At 74.2% G+C, this 17,905-nt stretch carries 16 protein-coding genes; 9 read left to right on the top strand and 7 right to left on the bottom strand.

The window, feature by feature from the left end; genetic code table 11:
* Positions 1 to 46 precede the first annotated feature (46 nt).
* Both P696_RS0120250 and P696_RS0120255 read left to right on the top strand, forming a co-directional pair.
* Positions 47 to 802 (top strand): class I SAM-dependent methyltransferase, encoded by a 756-nt coding sequence (locus P696_RS0120250; protein ID WP_211245821.1) that lies wholly within the window; start codon positions 47 to 49, stop codon positions 800 to 802.
* On the top strand, positions 792 to 1,928 hold the full coding sequence (locus tag P696_RS0120255; protein ID WP_026413752.1) for a glycoside hydrolase family 15 protein: 1,137 nt from the start codon (positions 792 to 794) through the stop codon (positions 1,926 to 1,928). Before P696_RS0120250 ends, P696_RS0120255 begins: the two co-directional genes overlap by 11 nt.
* Positions 1,929 to 2,048: 120 nt before the next feature.
* On the opposite strand, the gene P696_RS0120260 is transcribed toward P696_RS0120255, so the two are convergent.
* Positions 2,049 to 2,681: a class I SAM-dependent methyltransferase gene (locus tag P696_RS0120260; RefSeq protein WP_026413753.1), complete on the bottom strand. Its 633-nt coding sequence runs from the start codon at positions 2,679 to 2,681 to the stop codon at positions 2,049 to 2,051.
* 302 nt (positions 2,682 to 2,983) lie between these two features.
* Between P696_RS0120260 and P696_RS0120265 the strand changes: the two genes are divergently transcribed.
* The 5 genes from P696_RS0120265 (at position 2,984) to P696_RS0120285 (ending at position 8,100) form a co-directional block, all read left to right on the top strand.
* The gene (locus tag P696_RS0120265; protein ID WP_026413754.1) at positions 2,984 to 3,175 is read left to right on the top strand and encodes a ferredoxin; all 192 of its coding nucleotides are present in this window, start codon (positions 2,984 to 2,986) and stop codon (positions 3,173 to 3,175) included.
* A 169-nt stretch (positions 3,176 to 3,344) separates the two neighbouring features.
* Positions 3,345 to 4,433, top strand: coding sequence for a Zn-dependent alcohol dehydrogenase (locus tag P696_RS0120270; protein WP_026413755.1), 1,089 nt, complete (start codon positions 3,345 to 3,347; stop codon positions 4,431 to 4,433).
* Between the two features lie 246 nt (positions 4,434 to 4,679).
* Positions 4,680 to 6,707: an endonuclease/exonuclease/phosphatase gene (locus tag P696_RS46905; protein WP_211245813.1), complete on the top strand. Its 2,028-nt coding sequence runs from the start codon at positions 4,680 to 4,682 to the stop codon at positions 6,705 to 6,707.
* A 211-nt stretch (positions 6,708 to 6,918) separates the two neighbouring features.
* Entirely contained in the window at positions 6,919 to 7,104 is a 186-nt protein-coding gene (locus P696_RS0120280; RefSeq protein ID WP_026413756.1) for a hypothetical protein, read from the top strand.
* A 399-nt stretch (positions 7,105 to 7,503) separates the two neighbouring features.
* The gene (locus P696_RS0120285) at positions 7,504 to 8,100 is read left to right on the top strand and encodes a Uma2 family endonuclease (RefSeq protein WP_026413757.1); all 597 of its coding nucleotides are present in this window, start codon (positions 7,504 to 7,506) and stop codon (positions 8,098 to 8,100) included.
* Between the two features lie 10 nt (positions 8,101 to 8,110).
* On the opposite strand, the gene P696_RS0120290 is transcribed toward P696_RS0120285, so the two are convergent.
* The gene (locus tag P696_RS0120290) at positions 8,111 to 10,057 is read right to left on the bottom strand and encodes an elongation factor G (RefSeq protein WP_026413758.1); all 1,947 of its coding nucleotides are present in this window, start codon (positions 10,055 to 10,057) and stop codon (positions 8,111 to 8,113) included.
* A 387-nt stretch (positions 10,058 to 10,444) separates the two neighbouring features.
* Between P696_RS0120290 and P696_RS0120295 the strand changes: the two genes are divergently transcribed.
* Positions 10,445 to 11,158: a cupin domain-containing protein gene (locus P696_RS0120295; protein WP_245627742.1), complete on the top strand. Its 714-nt coding sequence runs from the start codon at positions 10,445 to 10,447 to the stop codon at positions 11,156 to 11,158.
* A 137-nt stretch (positions 11,159 to 11,295) separates the two neighbouring features.
* Here the strand turns inward: P696_RS0120295 and P696_RS0120300 are convergent, their stop codons facing one another.
* The 4 genes from P696_RS0120300 to P696_RS46910 are packed head-to-tail and all read right to left on the bottom strand — an operon-like array spanning position 11,296 to position 15,854.
* Positions 11,296 to 11,904, bottom strand: coding sequence for a GTP-binding protein (locus P696_RS0120300; RefSeq protein ID WP_026413760.1), 609 nt, complete (start codon positions 11,902 to 11,904; stop codon positions 11,296 to 11,298).
* Positions 11,885 to 12,478 (bottom strand): DUF742 domain-containing protein, encoded by a 594-nt coding sequence (locus tag P696_RS0120305; protein ID WP_084337864.1) that lies wholly within the window; start codon positions 12,476 to 12,478, stop codon positions 11,885 to 11,887. Before P696_RS0120305 ends, P696_RS0120300 begins: the two co-directional genes overlap by 20 nt.
* A gap of 2 nt (positions 12,479 to 12,480) precedes the next feature.
* Entirely contained in the window at positions 12,481 to 12,921 is a 441-nt protein-coding gene (locus P696_RS0120310) for a roadblock/LC7 domain-containing protein (RefSeq protein WP_026413762.1), read from the bottom strand.
* Positions 12,918 to 15,854 carry a nitrate- and nitrite sensing domain-containing protein gene (locus P696_RS46910; protein WP_084337866.1) on the bottom strand — a complete coding sequence of 979 codons (2,937 nt, stop codon included), beginning with the start codon at positions 15,852 to 15,854 and terminating at the stop codon, positions 12,918 to 12,920. Before P696_RS46910 ends, P696_RS0120310 begins: the two co-directional genes overlap by 4 nt.
* A 238-nt stretch (positions 15,855 to 16,092) precedes the next feature.
* Here P696_RS46910 and P696_RS0120320 point away from each other — a divergent pair, with 238 nt between their 5' ends.
* Entirely contained in the window at positions 16,093 to 16,935 is an 843-nt protein-coding gene (locus P696_RS0120320) for a sirohydrochlorin chelatase (RefSeq protein WP_026413763.1), read from the top strand.
* A gap of 168 nt (positions 16,936 to 17,103) precedes the next feature.
* Here P696_RS0120320 and P696_RS0120325 read toward each other — a convergent pair whose 3' ends face one another.
* Complete coding sequence (locus P696_RS0120325) at positions 17,104 to 17,901, bottom strand: enoyl-CoA hydratase/isomerase family protein (protein ID WP_026413764.1); 798 nt, start codon at positions 17,899 to 17,901, stop codon at positions 17,104 to 17,106.
* Between the last annotated feature and the right edge of the window lie 4 nt (positions 17,902 to 17,905).

The raw sequence follows: 17,905 nt of genomic DNA on the forward strand, positions 1-17,905 counted from the left end.
CGGGACCGCTCCTTCGGGAGGTCCCCAGTACGGAAGGAGCACGACCCTGCTGACCGTGGATTTCCAGCGGTTCCGCGTCACCCCCGGAGAGCGCGTCCTCGACATGGGGTGCGGCGCCGGACGGCATGCCTTCGAGCTGTACCGCAGGGGTGCGCACGTCGTGGCCTTCGACCTCGACGCCGACGAGCTGGCGGGCGTCGAGACGATGTTCGGCGCGATGCGGCTGGAGGGCGAGGTCTCCGGGGACGCGTCCGCCGAGACCGTCCAGGGCGACGCCCTGACCATGCCCTTCCCGGACGACCACTTCGACAAGATCGTGGCGTCGGAGGTGCTGGAGCACATCCCCGACGACATGCGGGCGATGCGCGAGCTGATGCGCGTCCTCAAGCCGGGCGGGCAGCTCGCGGTGACCGTCCCGTCCTGGCTGCCCGAGCGGCTGTGCTGGGCGCTGTCGGAGGACTACCACACCGCCCCCGGCGGCCACGTGCGCATCTACACGCGCGCGGAGCTCGAGGCGAAGCTGAAGTCCACCGGCTTCCGGGTGGACGGCCACCACCACGCGCACGGCCTGCACGCGCCGTACTGGTGGATCAAGTGCGCGGTGGGCGTGAACAACGACGCCAACCCGCTCGCCAAGGCCTACCACCAGGTGCTCGTCTGGGACATCATGAAGCGCCCGCTCGCCACCCGGCTCGCCGAGAAGGCGCTGAACCCGGTCATCGGCAAGAGCGTGGTCGTGTACGTCACCAAGCCCGCGCAGCCCTCCAAGCCCGTCGCGAGGGAGACCGCGGATGCGGTCTGAGGTCCCGGCGCCGTCCGTCGATGGCGTCGTGACCTCGGCGGACATCGTCGCGACCGCGCGGAGCATCGCCCGCCAGCAGGAGCAGTCCGGGGCGATCCCCTGGTTCTCCCCGGTGGGCGGCGTCCCCGGGCACGTGGACGCCTGGAACCACGTCGAGGCCGCGATGGCGCTGACCGTCGCGGGCCTCGGCGACGAGGCGCGGCGCGCGTACGCGTGGCTGGCGTCCGTCCAGCGCCCGGACGGGTCGTGGCCCGCCAAGTGGGTGCTCGGCGAGGTCACCGAGCCGGGCGGCGAGTCCAACCACGCGGCCTACGTCGCGGTCGGCGTCTGGCACGAGCTGCTGGTCACCGGGGACGAGGCGTTCGCCCGGGCGATGTGGCCGACCGTGCGCCGCGCGATCGACTTCACCCTCGGCCTGCGCACCCGGCGCGGCGAGATCATGTGGATCCGGCACGAGGACGGCTCGGTCGCGGACGAGGCGCTGCTGACCGGCTGCTCGTCGGTCTACCAGTCGCTGCGCTGCGCGGTCGCCCTGGCCGAGCGGCTCGGCGAGCCGCAGCCGGAGTGGGAGCTCGCCGCCGACCAGCTCGGGCACGTCGTCGCCGTCCACCCGGAGGCGTTCGCCGACAAGTCCCGCTGGTCGATGGACTGGTACTACCCCGTCCTGGCGGGCCCGGTCCGCGGCGACGCCGCGACCGAGCGCCTCGCCGCGCAGTGGGACACCTTCGTCGTGGACGGCCTGGGCTGCCGCTGCGTGTCCGACCAGCCGTGGGTCACCGCGGCCGAGTCGTGCGAGCTGGTCATGGCCCTGGACGCCGCGGGCGACCACGACCGGGCCGTGGAGCTGTTCGCGACCGTCCAGCACCTGCGGCACGAGGACGGCTCCTACTGGACGGGCTGGCAGTTCGAGAACCGGCGCCACTTCCCGGGGGACCGCTCCACCTACACGGCCGCCGCCGTCGTCCTGGCCGCCGACGTCCTGGCGGACGCCTCGCCCGGCGCGCGCCTGTTCAAGGAGATCGACGGGCGCCCGCTGGGGCCGTCCGCGCCGTCGGACCCGACGGCGTGCGGCTGCGCGGCCAGCGTCCCGCGCCAGCTCGCCAACCCCGTCCGCACCCGCCGCTGACGGCAACGGCCGGACGGCGTTCGGGCGGCCGTCCGGGCAGCGCCTGGAACGGCGACTAGAACCCGTTACAGCCGAGGGCTCCCGTGCGCACCGCGCGGGAGCCCCTGGCCATGAGACCGGTCAGGAGACCCGTTCCAGGACACGCAGCGACCCGACGACCCGGCGCTCCTCGAAGTCGCCGGACTCCAGCGCCCGCAGGTACACGTGGTACGGGGCCTGGCCGCCGTCCGCGGGGTCGGGGAACACGTCGTGGATCACCAGCGCGCCGCCCGGCGCGACGTGGTGGGCCCAGCCCGTGTAGTCGGCCTGGGCGAGGTCCTCGGCGTGGCCGCCGTCGATGAACAGCAGGGCCAGCGGGGTGCGCCAGAACGCGGCGACGGTCGCCGACGTCCCGACGATCGCGACGACGACGTCCTCCAGCCCCGCCGCGGAGATCGTCTTGCGGAAGGACGGCATGGTGTCCATGCGGCCGGTGCACGGGTCGACCAGGGACGGGTCGTGGTGCTCCCAGCCCGACTGGTTCTCCTCCGAGCCGTGGTGGTGGTCCACGGTGACGACGGTCGAGCCGGTCTCCCGGGCCGCCGCGCCGAAGTAGACGGCCGACTTCCCGCAGTACGAGCCGATCTCCAGCAGCGGGGCGTCGGCGCCGAACCTCGCGCCGTAGGCGAAGGCGGTCTCGTACAGGGCGCGGCCCTCGTCGTCCGGCATGAACCCCTTGGCCGCGCGGGCGATCCGCAGCAGGTCGGCGGGCATGTCCGGCACACCGGACGGCGTGCCGTCCGGCGTCTCCGAGGTCGCGTCGGCGGGCGGCCCGGCCGGGGTGGCGGCCGGGCTGGTGGTCGTCCCCGCGAGGGTGGACGCCGTTGAGTCGCTCATTGATCTCCTCCGCCGGGCACTTTATCCGGTCCGCCCGAGCTCTTGTGACACCAGACTGAAACGTGTTCTACTTTCCGCGTGGGCGGGTGCGATGGGGCCGTTCGGCCCATGGCCCGCGTAGAACGCAGTTCGGTATGTTGGCCGTCCGCGCGCCCACCGGCAAGGGAACGGAGATCGCGATGAGAGTGAAAGTCGACCCGCTGGTGTGCGAGGCCAACGCCGTCTGCGTCGGCATCGCCGAGGAGGTCTTCGATCTCACCGACGACGACGAGCTGGTCATCCTGCGCGAGGAGGTCCCGGCCGAACTGGCGGACAAGGTCCGGCACGCGGTGCGGTCCTGCCCGAAGGCCGCGCTGACCCTGGAGGAGTAGCGCCCGCCCGCCGCCCGGCCGCCGCCCTCGGCCGCCGGACGCCCGGCCACGCGTCGCGCGCCCGCCCGGACGTCCCGTCCCCGATCGCCGGCACCACATCCCACCCACCCCTCGGGACGCCGCCGCCCGCGTCCGGGCCCGGCGTCCGCCCTCACTGTGGAGGCGTCTCATGGCACGAGCCGCGGTACTGCACGCGGTCGGCGACAAGGAACTGGACCTGCGGGACGACGTGACGACCGTCGACCCCGGGCCCGACCAGGTGAAGGTGCGCGTCAAGGCCACCGGGGTCTGCCATTCGGACCTGTCCACGATGTCCGGGGTGCTGCCGTCGGTCCCGCCCGCGGTGCTCGGCCACGAGGGCGCGGGGATCGTCGAGGAGGTCGGCGAGCACGTCACCAACGTCAAGCCCGGCGACCACGTCGTCGTCAACTGGACGCCCGACTGCGGCGTCTGCCCCGAGTGCCTGCGCGGCGAGCCGTACCTGTGCATGGGCTTCATCGGCGCGGCGTTCTCGGAGCCGCGGTTCAAGCTCGGCGACGGCACCCCGGCGTTCGGGATGGCGGGCGTGGGCACCTGGGCCGAGTCCCTGGTGATCCCGTGGCAGGGCGTCATCAAGATCGCCGAGGACGTGCCGTTCGAGTACGCGGCGCTGCTCGGCTGTGGCATCCCGACCGGCGTCGGCGCGGCGGTCAACACCGCCCGGGTCGCGCCCGGGTCGAAGATCGCGGTCGTCGGCGCGGGCGGCGTCGGGCTGTCGGTCATCCAGGGCGCCCGGATCTGCGGCGCGTCCACGATCCTCGCGGTCGACCCGAACGAGGCCAAGCACCCGGCCGCCAAGCAGTTCGGCGCGACCCACACCGCGACCCTGGAGAACCTCGAGGAGACCAAGGGCCTGCTCACCCTCGGCCAGGGCTTCGACCAGGTCTTCGAGGTGGTCGGCAAGTCGTCGGCGATCACCACGGCGTGGAACCTGACCCGGCGCGGCGGCGACGTGATCGTCGTCGGCGCGGGCGCGGCCGACGACACCTGGGAGATGTCGGCGTTCTCGCTGCTGTTCGAGGGCAAGAACGTGAAGTCGTCGCTGTACGGCGGCTGCGACCTCAGGCGCGACATCCCGATGTTCGTCGACCTGTGGCGGGCCGGGAAGCTCGACCTGGACGGCCTGATCAGCCGCCGCATCCGGTTCGAGGACCTCAACGACGCCGTCCAGGCCCTCACCAAGGGCGACGTCATCCGCCAGGTCGTCCTGTTCGACTGACCCACCTGCTCGACGGGCCCGCCTGCCCGACCGGTGCGCCCGTTCGACCGGTGCGCCCGTCCTCGTTCTCGGCGGCCGGGACACGCCCTGTCCGGTCCGGTCCGATCCGGACCGCGCGGGGCGTGTGCCGCGGCACGGCCCCGAAGGCGAGGGCGCGCCGAGAGTTCCGCATGACGGCTATCGGGAAGATCGATCGACGTGTCATGCTGGCAGCGGTCGGTCGGACGGGAACTGTGTGGAGCGTGGTTGACCAGGTCAGCGGCGGGTGAACGGGTGGTGGCGGTCGCCACCGCGGCGGTGCTCGCGGCGCCGCTCGGAGCCGTCGTGCTTCCCGCCGTTGTGCTGTCGTCCGCCGCGCACGCCGACCCCGGCGCAGCGGTGAGCGCGCGCATCCGTGACGTCCAGGGCGCGGGACACGTCTCGCCGCTGAACGGACGGAGCGTCACCGGCGTCGGCGGCGTCGTCACGGCCGTCACCGACTCCGGCTTCTGGATGCAGGACCCGGCCCCCGCCAAGACCACCAGCGCCGCGTCCTCGGGGATCTTCGTGTTCACCCGGACGCGTCCGCAGGTCAGGCCCGGCGACGCGGTCCGCGTGGACGGCCGGGTCAGCGAGTTCCGGCCCGGCGGGCCCGCGTCGTCCAACCTGAGCCGCACCGAGATCGACGCGTCCGAGACCGTCGTCTCCTCGCACGACCAGCCGCTTCCGCCGCCCGTCGTGCTCGGCGGCCCCAAGGGACGCGAGGCTCCGTCCTCGTTCCCGACGGCGCAGCGCGACCCCGAGGCCGACCAGCTCGACCCGAAGTCCGACCCGCTGGCGTTCTACACCTCGCTTGAGGGGATGCGCGTCCGCGTCGAGAACGCCGTCGCCGTCGGCCCGACGCGGGACGGCGCGCTGCCCGTCCTGCCCGCGGGCGGTGCGGGCGCGCGCGACCGCACCCGGCGCGGCGGCTCGCTCGCGCGCGCGGGCGGGCTTCCCGACCCGGCGCGGATCGTGCTCGGCGACGCGCTCGCGCCGCTGCCGTCCGCCGACGTGGGCGACCGCCTGCCCGGTCCGGTGGACGGCGTCCTCGACTACACCGTGGCCGGGTTCGTGCTGCTCCCGACGTCCACGCCCGCGCGCACCGACGGCGGCGTGAAGCCGCAGGCCGCGCCCCCGGCCGGACGGGACGAGCTGTCGGTCGGCGCCCTGAACCTGGAGAACCTCAGCCCGGACACCCCGTCCGACCAGGTCGGCGACCTGGCGGGTGACCTGGTGGACGGCCTCGGATCGCCCGACCTGGTCACGGTGACCGGCGTCGAGGACAACTCGGGCGCCTTCGACGACGGCACGGTCGCCGCCGACCAGACCGTCGCCGAGCTGATCACCGCGATCAGCGCGGCGGGCGGCCCGGCCTACGAGTGGCGCTCGATCGCCCCGCACGACAACGCCGACGGCGGCGAGCACGGAGGGAACGGACGCCTCGGCTTCCTGTTCCGGACCGACCGCGGGCTGGCGTTCTCCGACCGTCCGTCCAGATCGTCCGACCTCGGCGCGCCCGGCGTGCCGGACCTCGCGGTCGCCCCCACCCGCGTCCGCCCGGACGGCAGGGGCGGTGCGCGCCTCACCCTCAGCCCCGGACGCGTCGCGCCCGCCGACCCGGCCTGGACCGAGACCCGCAAGCCGCTCGCGGGCGAGCTGACCTGGCGCGGACGGCGGCTCATCGTGATCGCGAACCACTGGTACGGACGGACGTCCGCCGACCCGATCGCCTACGGCCGCCGCCAGCCGTTCGACCGGCCGAGCGAGACCCGCCGCGAGGCGCAGGCCAGGAGCCTCGCAGCGTTCGTCCGGACGCTGCGCCGCACCGCCCCCGACGCGAACGTGATCGTCACCGGCAACCTCGGCACCGGCGACGGGTCCGCCGCGCTGCGCGCCCTCACCGCCCCCGGCGTCGGCCTGCGCGACCTCGCGTCCGGCCTCGCCCCGCAGGACCGCTACACCGCCGACTCGGGCGGCGTCGCCGAGGACCTCGACCACATCCTGATCAGCCCGGCCCTGGCGAAGCGTCCGCACAGGTACCAGATCGTCCACCGCGCCTCGGAGTTCGCCGACCGCGCGGGCGCCCACGACCCGTCGGTCGTCCGCATCACCCTCACCCCGTCACCCGCCCCGCCCTCCACCCGCGTCCCCCGCCCCGGCGACCCCGCCAACCGCCCAGACGCCCCCTCCCCGCCCCCTGACACCCCGCCTCCCGCGACGCTGCCGCTTCCCGTGACACCGCGCTTCCCGTGACACTTCGGCTTCCCGTGACACTTCGGCTTCCCGACGCTGCGGCTTTCGGTGCCGCCGTGTCTCCCCTGACGTGGTTTCCTCCTGACCGAAATCTGTTGGGCGGGGTGCTCTTGAGGGGGCGGCCGTTTCACCTGCCGCGGGGCCGGGCAGCCGTGGGGGCGACGGCGTCCGCCGTCGGCACGGCGTCACCACGGAAAGGGAGGCCGCCGCGATGGCGTACCGATACCGGCCCCACCTCGGACTGCTGGGGACCCTCTACCTGGTGGCCGGGTTGTTCGTGGCCTGGAACCGGGGCTACCTGACCAGCGACCTGCTGCGCCGCATCGCGAGCGCGCTGCTGGCGATCCTGCTCTGGGTCCTGGTCCTGGCGGGCGCGGACCTGCACGTCCACGGGTGAGGTGACCCGCACGTGCACGGCCGACCACGGTCGGCGTGGCTCCGGGGGCAGGCTTCCCTCCCGGAACCGGTCATATCCCCGTCCATGTTCGGGGGCTATGTTCCGAATCATGACGAGTGGTGGATGCAGTTGCGGACACGGTGGCGGTTGCTCCTGCCCGAAGGGTTGCTCCTGCGGCTGCAACGGCTGACCGAAACCCGACCGACCGTCCGATCGACCGACCGACCCAAGCCCGCCGTCCCCGATCACGGGCGGCGGGCTGACCCTTCCCAGGCCGCGGCGTCACGCGCGACGCGGGGCGCCCGCTGAGGCGTCGCCCGGCCGCGTCGCCGAGGCGCGGCCGGGTGGGTCGGCTACGCTCGGCGAGATGATGATCACTCGTCTCGGGCCCGGGCGGTCATGACCGCGAAGGCCGGTCATCCGCACGGCCCGTACACGCTCTACGACCTGGAGGAGCTGCCCGAGGAGGGGCGCCGCCACGAGCTGGCCGACGGCTGGCTGCACGAGCTGCCCGGCGACCTGTGGCACGACTACGCGGCCGAGCAGCTGCGCACGATCCTCAAGGAGGCGGCCCGGCAGGCGACCGCCGACGTGCACGTGGCGGGCGCGCCGCAGGAGGTGGCGACCTCGGCGGGCATCCGCCGCCCGGACGCGTTCGTGGTCGACCGCGACGTCGCGCGGCTCGCGCTTGAACGCCGCGCCCGCACCTACTACGCGCCCGACCTGCTGCTCGTCGCCGAGGTCGTGACGCCCCGGACGGCCAGCGAGCGCACCGACCGCGTCCGCAAGGTCGCCGAGTACGCCGCGACCGGCATCCCGCACTACTGGATCGTGGACCTGGAGCCCCGCCCGTCGGTGACCGTCCTGGAGCTCGACGGCCTGCCGTACCGTCCCGCCTACCAGGCGGTGCGGCGCGCGCGGGCGGGCGAGGACGTCCGGCTGGAGCTCCCGTTCCCCATCGAGTTCGACCCCGCCCGCCTCTCCGAGATGGAGTGAGACCGGGCGGTCAGACCTCCCGCAGGTAGGCGTCGCGGTCGAGCGGATCCGGCCCCGTGCGCGGACGCGCCGGAGGACGTCCCGGAACCGGCCGGTCCCCCGCCGGACGCGGCCACCAGACCCCCTCCCCGCCGGTCAGCCCCGGCAGCTCCCGCTCGAACGCGCCGACCCGGCGGGCGGGCAGCTCCCCCTCGATCCGCCAGCCCTCGGGATCGGGCTTGGCGTCCCGTAGGTCCGCGCCGAGGGCCGCGAGACGTGCGGTGACCGCGCTGAGCGCGTCCTCGGGGATCTCCAGCTCGAACCGCCGGTACGGCTCGTACACGCGCGTCCCGGCCTGGGCGAGCGCGCGCATGAGGACCATCGGCGTGAGGCCCCGGAAGTCGGCGGCCGTGCTCACCGGCCCGGCGAACCCCGACGCCGTCAGCGTCACCACGCAGTCGGTCACCGGCCAGCCGCGCAGCCCCTGTTCCAGGGTCAGGTGGACGGTCTCCACGATGGCCCGGTCGAACGCGGCGGGCAGCGCCCCGAGCTCGGTCTCACGCCGGAACACCACGCCCGAGCCGGGCGGCCCCGGCTCGACGCGCAGCCCGATCGTCGCCCAGAAGTCGGGGCGTCGCCGCCGCCAGTCCATGTCCTCGGCCGCCTCGCCCACTCCGGCGGGACGCTCCAGGTGGACGGTCCGGCTCTCCTCGAATTCGGCGTCCACGCCGAACGTCTCGCGCAACGTCGTCGCGATGACCTCCTTCTGGACCTCCCCGAACAGCCGCACGGACGTCGTCCCGCCGGGCAGCGGCGACACATCGATCAGCGGATCCTCCTCGGCCAGCCGCAGAAGCGCGGCGCGCAGCCGCGACGCGTCCGCGCCGTCCCGCGCGCGCACGACCGTCTCCAAGGTCGGACGTCCGAACTCCGGTTCGTCGACGTCCGCTGTGGTCGCGCTGCCGGACGTCGTGACGACGTCTCCGACGCGCGCCTCGGCCAATCCCCGCACGCGCGCGATGTCGCCGGGTCCGGCCGTCCGTCCGTCACCGGCGACCTGAAGCGACGTGACACGCGCCTGTCGATCCAGAACGCCCACGCTGCGCAGGGTCACTTTCTCCCTCGGACGAAGCTCCCCGTCGAAAAGGCGCAGCAGAGCGGTCTTCTCACCAGACGCGGCGCGTTCCAGAGCGAAAATCGTCCCGCGCGGCGGAGCGGACGCGTCGCCCCGCGCGGGCGGCAGATACGCCGCGATCGCATCGAGCAGATCCTGCGTGCCCTGCCCGTTGAGCGCCGAGCCGAACACCAGAGGTGTCGCCTGCGCCGCGGCGGTCTGTGAGCGCAGGCCCACGCGCACGCGCGACGGCTCGGGCACACGACCGTCCACGAGGTCGGCCAGCAGAGCGTCGTCGTGCTCGGCGAGGGTCTCGGCGACGAACTCTCGGAACATCGGGTCGGCGAAGTCGTGCGGCGTCACCCGGACGGCCTTGGTGCCGATGCCGTGCACGGCGTTCAGCGCGACCGCGCCGGGGAACAGGCGACGCCGGACGGCCGCCAGCAGCTCCGCATCGCGCGCGCCCGTGCGGTCGACCTTGTTGACGAACAGCAGCGTCGGGACGCCCCGGCGGCGCAACGTGCGGGCCAGGACGCGCGTGCGCGCCTGCACGCCCTCCACGGCCGACAGCACCAGGACGGCGGCGTCCAGCACGCCGAGCGCGCGCTCCACCTCGGCGGTGAAGTCGGTGTGGCCGGGCGTGTCGACCAGGTTGACGGTCAGCCCGCCGAGCGCGAACGTCGCGACGGCCGAGCGGATCGTGATGCCGCGGCGGCGTTCCAGATCACCGGTGTCGGTGTGGGTGTCGCCGCCGTCGACGCTGCCGAGGCGGCGGATCGCCCCGGCGTCGAAGAGGAGTCGTTCAGTGAGGCTGGTCTTCCCCGCGTCCACGTGCGCGAGCACGCCGAGGTTCAGGGTGGTCATGGGTGGTCAGGTCCTTGGGAACGCTCGTCCGGATACGGCTCTGAGTGATCACCTGGACCTGGCGCATTCCGGACCGTTCCCCCCGCTCGGATACCTGACCGCCCCACGATGCCGGGACGGCGGATCGAGCGTCAACCCGATAAACGGGACCGGCCGGTGGATGACCGTGGTGGTCCCCCTGGGTCACGGTCATCCATCCGGCGCAAGTCCGCACGGCCCACCGCGACCGGACGGCCCCCGTACGGGTTCCCCTGACCCCGCAGTCGTCCCGGCGCGGTCCCAGACCGTGCACGGCATACTCTTCCGAACCGCGATCAACATCCGATCAACGCACGTCGGAGGGGGTGTTGATCGGTCGGGCGGCCCCGTCCCGGCTACAGTCGACACGTGCTGCTGCTGACGACGCTCGACGCGTGGAACGGCCGTTCCGGAGCCCGGTTCGTCCTGGCGGACCACGGCGCGGTGTGGGGGCCGGACGTGCCCGACGGCGCCGACCCCACCGACCTGCTCGCGGTCGCCGACTCCGCGTTCGCCCCCGCGGACGGCCAGGTGCTGGCGGTCGAACTCGACGCCGCCCCGGTCCCCGGCCCGCCGCGCGGCGTGGTGGACGCCTCGTCCGCCCGCCAGGTCCGCTACCTGCGGCGCGGCCCGGACGGACGGCACACCGCGCTGCTCGTCCGGCCCTCGACGGCCGCCGCCCTCGACCTGCTCCCGCATCCCGAGGGCGGCTGGTACCGGCAGACCTGGCGGACCTCGCACGAGTTCACCCCGGGCGGCTACCCGGGCCCGCGCGCGAGCGCGACCGGCATCTACTTCCTGCTGCCGCCCGGCGAGGAGTCGATGTGGCACGCCGTCCGCTCGGACGAGGTGTGGCTGTGGCACGCCGGCGGGCCGCTCCACCTGATCCTCGGCGGGAACGGCGCGCGGCCGTCCGTCCGGACCGAGACGGTCGTGCTCGGCCCGGACGTCACCGGCGGGCAGACGCCGCAGGCGATCGTCCCGGCGGGGCAGTGGCAGGCGGCGCGTCCGTCCGGGGACACCGAGGTGCTGGTCAGCTGCGTCGTCTCCCCCGGCTTCGACTTCGCCGACTTCAGCACCTGACCCCGCGTCCACCGCAACCGGCCGGACCCGAACCCGCGTCCGCGCCTGAACCGGCGTCCGTACCCGGACCTGACCCCGCGTCCGGGCAGGGGCGCGCCGCCCCGCGCCCACGCGGGGCACGGGGCGGGACGGCCGGATCAGCGGGTGAGCGCGCCCGGGTCGCGGCGGACCATCGACCGCATGATGTGCTCGACCAGCGTGATGAGCACCTGCTTGGCCGACTCGCGGTCGCGCACGTCGCAGCTGATCACCGGGATGTCGGGCGACAGGTCCAGGGCGTCCCGGACCTGGTCGGCGGTGTGCAGGCCGGAGCCGTCGAACTGGTTCACGCCGATGATGAACGGCAGGCCGCGCCGCTCGAAGTAGTCCACCGACGGGAAGCAGTCGGCGAGCCGGCGGGTGTCCACCAGCACGACCGCGCCGAGCGCGCCCTTGGCGAGCTCGTCCCACATGAACCAGAACCGGTCCTGGCCGGGCGTGCCGAACACGAACAGGACCAGGCCGTTCGGCAGCGTGATGCGGCCGAAGTCCATCGCCACCGTCGTGGTCGTCTTGCCCGCCACGGCCGAGGTGTCGTCGATCCCGATGCTGCGTTCGGTCAGCGCCTCCTCGGTGCGCAGCGGCCGGATCTCGCTGACCGCGCTCACCAGGGTGGTCTTGCCGACGCCGAAGCCCCCGGCGACCAGGATCTTGACGGTCAGCGCCGAATCGCCCTGCGGGGAAGGATCAGAGCGCACGGATTCCATCAATCACTTCCTTGAGTACGCGCTCGCCGGGGAACTGGGCCACCGGTGCGGGCCGGCGGACCCGGACCAGCGAGCGGTCGAGCAGGTCGCCCAGCAGAACCCGGACGACCCCGAGGGGGAGTTCAAGGTCCGACGCTATCTCGACGACCGACAACGGAGTGCGGCAAAGAGACAAGATCATCTCATGTTCCGGGTCCAGGGCGTCCGCGCGCCCGCCCCGGTGCAGACCGTGGACCTGACCGGAATCATCCGGTTCGTCCACGGTCTCGATGAGCGCGACCATGTCCAGGTCGTGGCCGTCGTACTGGGTGCGGCCACGGGTCAGCGCGTACGGCCGGACGACCGGGCCGGCCGCCTCGTCGTACCAGCCCTCGCCGCCCTGCGACGGCGCGGACGGCACAGGCGGCGCGGGCGACGCGGAGGCCCCGGACGGTCCGCCCTGCTCGGCGGGCGCGCCGGCCGCGGCCGCGTCATCGGCGTCGGGGGCGGCGGCGGACCGCTCCCCCTCGCCGGTGAACGCCTCGTCCACGGGCCCGTCCACGCCGGGCCCGGGCGGCTGCTCGGGCGCTGCCATGGCTAGGCGCCGCCCTGCTGACCGGCCGTGACGGCCGAGCGCGGGTCGGCCGACAGGTGCTGGCCCACCCGGGTCACCAGCATCGCCATCTCGTAGGCGATCACGCCGAGGTCGGCCCCGGCGTCCGCCAGCACGGCCAGGCACGCGCCGTGCCCGGCCGCCGAGATGATGAGGAACGAGTTCTCCATCTCCACGATGGTCTGCCGGACGGCCCCGCCGCCGAAGGTCTCCCCCGCGCCGCGGGCGAGGCTCTGGAAGCTCGCCGCGACCGCCGACATGTGCTCGGAGTCCTCCCGCGCGAGCCCGCTGGACGCCGCCATGCGCAGCCCGTCGCTGGACAGCACCACCGCGTTCTGCACCTGCGGCACGCGCTGCACCAGGTTGTCGAGCAGCCAGTTCAGCTCGCCTGCCGCCGCACCACCGGCCTGTTGGGCTTGAGTCATCGGTTTCGGTCCTCCTGGTCGGATGGAGTGGTGGTCGGTTCCTGGGCAGCTGTGGGAGCGGCGGGCAGGTTCGCGTCCTCATGTCCTGCGGCAGGTGAGTGTGCCGCGTCGGGGGGCTGTGCCGCGCGGGGCGCGGCGGGATCGGTCCTGGGCTGTCCGGCCTCGTCGCCGATCGCGCCGTCCGGCGCTCTGCCGCCGGACGATGCGGTGCTGCCGGACGATGCGCTACCGGACGGGGACATGCCGAACGGGGGCGTGTCGGTGCCCTCCGCACGGCCGCGCTGCCAGCCCGCCTGCATCGCCGAGAACATCGAGCGCAGCGCCTCGGGCGAGCGGTCGGCGTCGCCCGCGCCGGGAGGCACGGGCGCGGCGAACGGTCCGGTCGCGCCCGTCTCCGGGATGTCGACCTGGATCGGCAGCGGACCGGTCGTCGCGGCGTCCAGGTCGCCGGGCGCGACGTGCGGCTCGGCCGGGTAGCCGCCGTCCGGCGCGTCCGGGCGGGGCCTGGCGGTGCGTCCCTGGGCGGCGAGCCGCGCGTCCACGCGGTCGCGCAGCTGCGGGGCCAGGTGCGTCTGCCGCCTGCGCCGGGGCAGCCCGTTCGCGCCGAGCTCGCACTGCTCTTCCGTGCCGGGCGCGAGCTCGGACGAGGATCCGGTCACCGCCATGTCCTTGACCGTGCGCGCCGGGTCGTCGTCCGCCCTCCTCGACACGCCCTCGGCGCCGGTCAGGCCGTTCGACCCGTTCGCGCCGCCTGGGCGCACCGAGGCGTTCGGGTCGAGGCTCTTGCGGCGGCGGCGCGGCAGGCCGTCCGGGCCGACCGGCGGCTCCGGACGAGCCTCGGGGGCCCGGCCCGGCTCCGGCGTGTCGTCGTCCGCGGCAGGCTCGGCGACCAGCCGGACGGCCGGGGCGACCGCGACGCGACCGCCGCTCGCCGAGACCGTGCCGTCGGCCAGCGGGGCCGCGGTCATCGAGCCCGTGGGACGGCGCATCACCGCGACCGGCTCCGGGTTGTCGACGAGCAGCGCGTCCGGCAGCAGCGCGATCGCGGTCGTCCCGCCGTACGGGGACGGCCGCAGCGTGACCTTGATGTCGTGCCGCGCGGCGAGCCGTCCGACGATCGCCAGGCCGAGCCGGGCGCTGTCGGAGGGGTCGAAGTCGGGCGGGTCGCTCAGCCGGGAGTTGGCGTCGGCGAGCGCCGCCTCGTCCATGCCGAGGCCGCGGTCCTCCACCTCGACGGCCAGGCCGTGCCCGACCCGGTGGCCGGTGACCAGCACGGGCGCGCCGGGCGGGGAGAACGCGGTGGCGTTCTCGACGATCTCGGCGAGCAGGTGGACGACGTCGGTGACGGCCGAGCCGACCACCGACAGCCGGGGCAGCGGCTGCACCCGGACCCGCGGGTAGTCCTCCACCTCGGCGACGGCGCCGCGCACCACGTCCACGAGCGGGACGGGGTTGCGCCAGCCGCGTCCGGCGTGCTTGCCCGCGAGGATGACCAGGCCCTCCGCGTGCCGCCGCATGCGGGTGGCGAGGTGGTCGAGCTTGAACAGGTCGGCGAGCTCGGCCGGGTCCTCGGTGCGCCGCTCGAGCGTGTCGAGCAGGCCGAGCTGCCGGTGGAGCAGCGCCTGGTTGCGGCGGGCGAGGTTGACGAACACCTCGTTGACGCCGCGCCGCGCGGCCAGCTCGCCCGCCGCGGCCGTGAGGACGGCGTCGCGGGTGCGGACGAACGCGCGCGAGATGCGCCGGATCTCCAGGATCCGGTAGTCCCGGTTCTCCTCGCCGCCGAGCGCGTCGGCGAGGTCGAACGGCTTGCCGTGCCGGGCGGCGTCGGTGAGCACCGGCAGCCGGTTGCGCGCGAAGTCGCCCACCTGGGTCGCCAGGCGGCGGCACTCCTCGACGAGCCGCCGGGCGACCCGCCAGGCGATCAGCGACGAGGTCACGATCGCGATGAGGCCGAGCCCTCCGGCCACGCCGAGCTGGAAGAACACCTTCATCCCGACGCCGCGCGCGCTCTGGACGATGTGGTCCAGCACCTGGTTCTCGAACTTGTACAGCCGGTCCCGCATGATCTCGGACGCGGACCGCCAGGCGTCGTCGTCCACCGGCGGCGCGCCGTGGCGCAGCCGCGCCCCGGACGGCGACAGGTTCTGGACGACCTGGTCCTCCATCTCGCGCAGCTGGACCATCGTCGGCGTCTGCTCGATCTGGGCCCACTCGACGCGGTCCTCGTGGGTCAGCATCGGCGCGGTGTCGGCGTACAGGGTGCGCTGGGCGCCGCTCAGCCGGGCGAACTCGCCGCGCTCGGCGACGGTGACCCGGCCCGCGGCCAGGGCCCCGGCGAGCAGGGCGTCCTCGCGGGACAGGTACTCGTGGGCGCGGGCGAGGGCGGTCAGCGTGCGGGCGTCCACGGCGAGCGTGCCGTCCCCGCTCGGGGTGCCGTTGTTGTAGACGAAGAAGCCCGCGTCGATGACCGCGCCGAACTCGGTGAGCGCGCCGGGCCGCTGCAGGTTGCCGCCGTCGATCGCGCGCCGGACGTTCGGAAGGTTCCGCGCCTTGGCGACGAGCGCGTCCATCGCCTTCAGCTCGCCGGTGCCGACGGTGCCGCGCAGGCCCTTGTCGCGCGCGCCGTCCCGGACGACCGCGGCGGCGGCGTCGGTGTGGTCGCGCTGCGCCGACAGGTCGACCTTGTACCGCGTGCCGTGCGAGCCGATGTAGACGGCGGTGAGGCGGCGCTCCTTCTGCAGTTCCACGATGAGCCGCTGCGTGGGCAGCAGCCACTTGTTCTGGAAGTCGCCCCCTTGCAGAAGGGCGTTGGCATTGCCGAAGAGCACCGTCGTGACGAACGCCCAGAGGGCGACCAGGGACACGAGCGGCACCAGGGCCAGCACGGCGATCCTCGTCCGAATCGAGGAGAACCGCCGTCGTTTAGACGACATCTGCGGGATTACCTCCCGATGCGTATTGTGCGGGGGTCTGCGGAGCCTACTATGCCGGGATCACGGCGCGCCGCCCCGTCCGCGATCAGTTCGTGACCGGCCCGTTGTCCACCCGCCTGGACGGCCGCTGTCGAGGGCGTTGTCCAGGTAACGAGGGGACCCGGCGACCCCCGCCGAACCGGGGCCACTCCGACACCGTGAGTTCCGGAGCGCAACCGACGGCGTTACGATTCCCGCCGTGACTCCCGAAAGCCAGGCATCCGAGGCACTTCCGTCGCGCCGTTCCCGAGCCCTGCGCGGCGGACGGCACCGCGGAGACGAATCCTTCCTTCTGCCCCCGGGCTCGCCCGCGCTCATCCTGGCCGTCCCGGGACCGGCGAGCGGCCAGGCCGGGGCGGTCGCGGCCGAGCTCGCGCGGGCGGTCGAGCTGGAGAACACCGGCCAGCCCGCCGTGGTCGCGAGCCTCGGCGGCGGGCCGGACGGGCTCGGCGCGGTGCTGTCCCAGCTCGCCCCGAGCCGTCCGGACGAGCCCGCCGCCGTGGTGGTCCCGCTGGTCACCGGCCCGGACCCGGCGATCATGAGCGTGGTGGCCGCCGCCGTGGCCACCGCGCCGGTCCCGGTGGTGTTCGCCGATCCGCTCGGCCCGCACCCGCTGATCGCCGAGGGGCTGCACGACCGGCTCGCCGAGTCCGGTCTCGCCCGCGCCGACCGGATCCGGATGATGACCATGGTCACCGAGGCCGGCGGCGTCGTGGTCGCGCCGCCCGGCGACCAGTCCGCGGTCCGCCAGGCCGAGATCACCAGCGTGCTGCTCGCGTCGCGGCTCGCCTGCCCGGTCTTCACCGCGTCCCTGGACGACGAGGCCGGACTGCGCGGCGCCGCCGAGCAGCTGCGCGCCTCCGGCGTCCGGACCGTGGCGCTCGCGCCGCACCTGATCGGCCCCGAGGTCTCCCCCGACCGCATCACCCGCGCCGCCGCGGCCGTCGGCGGCACCGCCGCCGCCCCGCTCGGCGCCCACCCCGCCCTCGCCCGCCTCGCGGCACTGCGTTACGCAGAAGCACTGGCAGCAGCGTTGATTTGAGCCTCCAGCTCCGAGAACTCGCCTGGCGGCTCGCCCTCGGCCTGGAAGCTCGTGTGAATGCGACATCGCTTCGCGATCAACCCTGCGGGGGGCTCGCCTGGCGGCTTCGCCCCCCGCACGGTTGTTAGCGCATTCACGCCGGTTGCGGTCGTCGCGTGGTTTCGTATGTCACAGGTTCTTGAAGTCGGGCGGGCGCTTCTCCAGGGCGGCCGTCATGCCCTCCACCAGGTCCCTGGTGAAGAAGGCGAGGGTCTGGACGCTGGTCTCGGCCTGGAGGTGCCGCCGCAGGCCGGGGGCGTCGAGGGACGCGTTCAGGAGTTCCTTCGTCCGGCGCAGGCCGTACGGCGACTTGGCCAGCAGCCGGTCGGCCAGGGCGTGCGCCTCGGTGAGGTCCTCGCCCTCGGCGGCGCGCCGGGTGACCAGGCCGAGCGCGTCGGCGGCGTCCAGGTCGAAGCGTTCAGCCAGGTAGGCGAGTTCGGCGGACTTCGCCGGGCCGACCAGGCGCGGTAGCAGCCAGGACAGTCCGCAGTCGCCCGCCGACAGGCCGAGGTCGGTGAACGGGACGACGAAACGCGTCGTCGGGTCGGCGACGCGCAGGTCGCACGCGAGCGCCCAGGACACGCCCATGCCCGCGACCGGGCCGTGCAGCGCCGCGACCACCGGCTGCGGGATCTCGCGCAGCCGCGCGGTCACCTCGCCGCCGCGCGCGATGCCGCGGTAGAGCCGCTGGACGCGTCCCTCGCCGGACGGATCGCCCGGATCGCCGCCCTGCAGGTCCATGCCGGAGCAGAACCCGCGGCCGTCGCCGGTCAGGACGACGACCCGGGTGTCCGCGTCGGCCATGAGCCCGTTGAGGACGTCCAGCACCTCCTCGGTCAGCTCGGCGGTGACCGCGTTCAGCCGCTCGGGGCGGGACAGGGCGATCGTGAGCACCCCGTCCCGCCGGTCGAGCCTCAGCGAGCCCATCGGC

The sequence above is a fragment of the Actinomadura oligospora ATCC 43269 genome (genome assembly GCF_000518265.1).
In the GTDB taxonomy this organism is placed as follows: Bacteria; Actinomycetota; Actinomycetes; order Streptosporangiales; family Streptosporangiaceae; genus Spirillospora; species Spirillospora oligospora.

Coding starts and splice junctions, on each gene's coding strand:
- P696_RS0120255 (WP_026413752.1), top strand. CDS start 792: ATGCGGTCTGAGGTCCCGGCGCCGTCCGTCGATGGCGTCGTGACCTCG.
- P696_RS0120260 (WP_026413753.1), bottom strand. CDS start 2,681: ATGCCCGCCGACCTGCTGCGGATCGCCCGCGCGGCCAAGGGGTTCATG.
- P696_RS0120265 (WP_026413754.1), top strand. CDS start 2,984: ATGAGAGTGAAAGTCGACCCGCTGGTGTGCGAGGCCAACGCCGTCTGC.
- P696_RS0120270 (WP_026413755.1), top strand. CDS start 3,345: ATGGCACGAGCCGCGGTACTGCACGCGGTCGGCGACAAGGAACTGGAC.
- P696_RS0120280 (WP_026413756.1), top strand. CDS start 6,919: ATGGCGTACCGATACCGGCCCCACCTCGGACTGCTGGGGACCCTCTAC.
- P696_RS0120285 (WP_026413757.1), top strand. CDS start 7,504: ATGACCGCGAAGGCCGGTCATCCGCACGGCCCGTACACGCTCTACGAC.
- P696_RS0120290 (WP_026413758.1), bottom strand. CDS start 10,057: ATGACCACCCTGAACCTCGGCGTGCTCGCGCACGTGGACGCGGGGAAG.
- P696_RS0120300 (WP_026413760.1), bottom strand. CDS start 11,904: ATGGAATCCGTGCGCTCTGATCCTTCCCCGCAGGGCGATTCGGCGCTG.
- P696_RS0120305 (WP_084337864.1), bottom strand. CDS start 12,478: ATGGCAGCGCCCGAGCAGCCGCCCGGGCCCGGCGTGGACGGGCCCGTG.
- P696_RS0120310 (WP_026413762.1), bottom strand. CDS start 12,921: ATGACTCAAGCCCAACAGGCCGGTGGTGCGGCGGCAGGCGAGCTGAAC.
- P696_RS46910 (WP_084337866.1), bottom strand. CDS start 15,854: ATGTCGTCTAAACGACGGCGGTTCTCCTCGATTCGGACGAGGATCGCC.
- P696_RS0120325 (WP_026413764.1), bottom strand. CDS start 17,901: ATGGGCTCGCTGAGGCTCGACCGGCGGGACGGGGTGCTCACGATCGCC.